The sequence below is a fragment of the Dokdonia genika genome, from assembly GCF_042652845.1.
Classification (GTDB): Bacteria; Bacteroidota; Bacteroidia; order Flavobacteriales; family Flavobacteriaceae; genus Dokdonia; species Dokdonia donghaensis.
Genome location: NZ_JBHSHB010000031.1, coordinates 1 through 882 on the forward strand (window position 1 = coordinate 1; position 882 = coordinate 882).

The 882-nt window shown below is 37.9% G+C and carries 1 protein-coding gene; it reads right to left on the reverse strand.

The window, feature by feature from the left end; genetic code table 11:
* A partial coding sequence (locus ACFO5T_RS13945) for a DUF7507 domain-containing protein (RefSeq protein ID WP_380035591.1) occupies positions 1–882 on the reverse strand: 882 nt, incomplete at both ends.

Below are 882 nucleotides of genomic sequence, written 5' to 3' on the forward strand. Positions count from 1 at the left end.
TTATATCATCGTCACCTTCTACTGTACTATCATCATCTGATGTATCTTCTACGTCATCTCCACTTGGGTTCTGACCAGTTGCAAGTGCTTGGTTTTCTACCATTCCTGCATCTACATCGTCTTGTGTTAATACATACTCAGCTACAAACGTTGTCGCATCACTAGCTCCTGGTATTAAATCAATAGGACCGCCAGTTACTGTTACTAATGGATCTGTTACAATAATGTTTGTTACCGTTACATTTCCTGTGTTTGTCACTGTGAAGTTATAAGTGATTGTCTCACCAGCTTCTGCAAAACCATCTCCATCTTCATCATTGAACGTTCCAGTCTTAACAATTGCAATCTCCGGATCCTGATTAAGAACTGTAATAGTACATTCCATACAATCTGGATCATTAAGAGGATTATTAGGATCTATACCAGTTGGATCTTCAGACGCATCTGTTGCTATTTCTCCAGCTGGATCTTGACCTGTAGCAATTGCTTGGTTGTATACAGCTCCTGTATTAATATCCTCTTGAGTTATAGCGTATATCGCTGTAAATGTCATCGAATCACTTTCTCCAACTTCAAGATCTATAGGTCCACCCATTACGTCAACTAATTCATCAGTTAGAGTAATATTACTAAGTGGAACATCACCATTATTGAATACTATAAAGTTGTATATGATAGAATCTCCAAGGTTTACCACCCCATCTTCATTTGTATCTTCATAGTTACCTTCTTTAAATACATCTAGTGATGGATTATCTGGAGTTACTGTTACTACTACAGTAGCAGTCTCAGTAGTTGTTGTTCCATCAGGGTTGGTTACTGTTACTGTGTATTCAAAAGTATCTTCTCCGTTGAAATCAGGATCTGGAGTATAGGTTACTG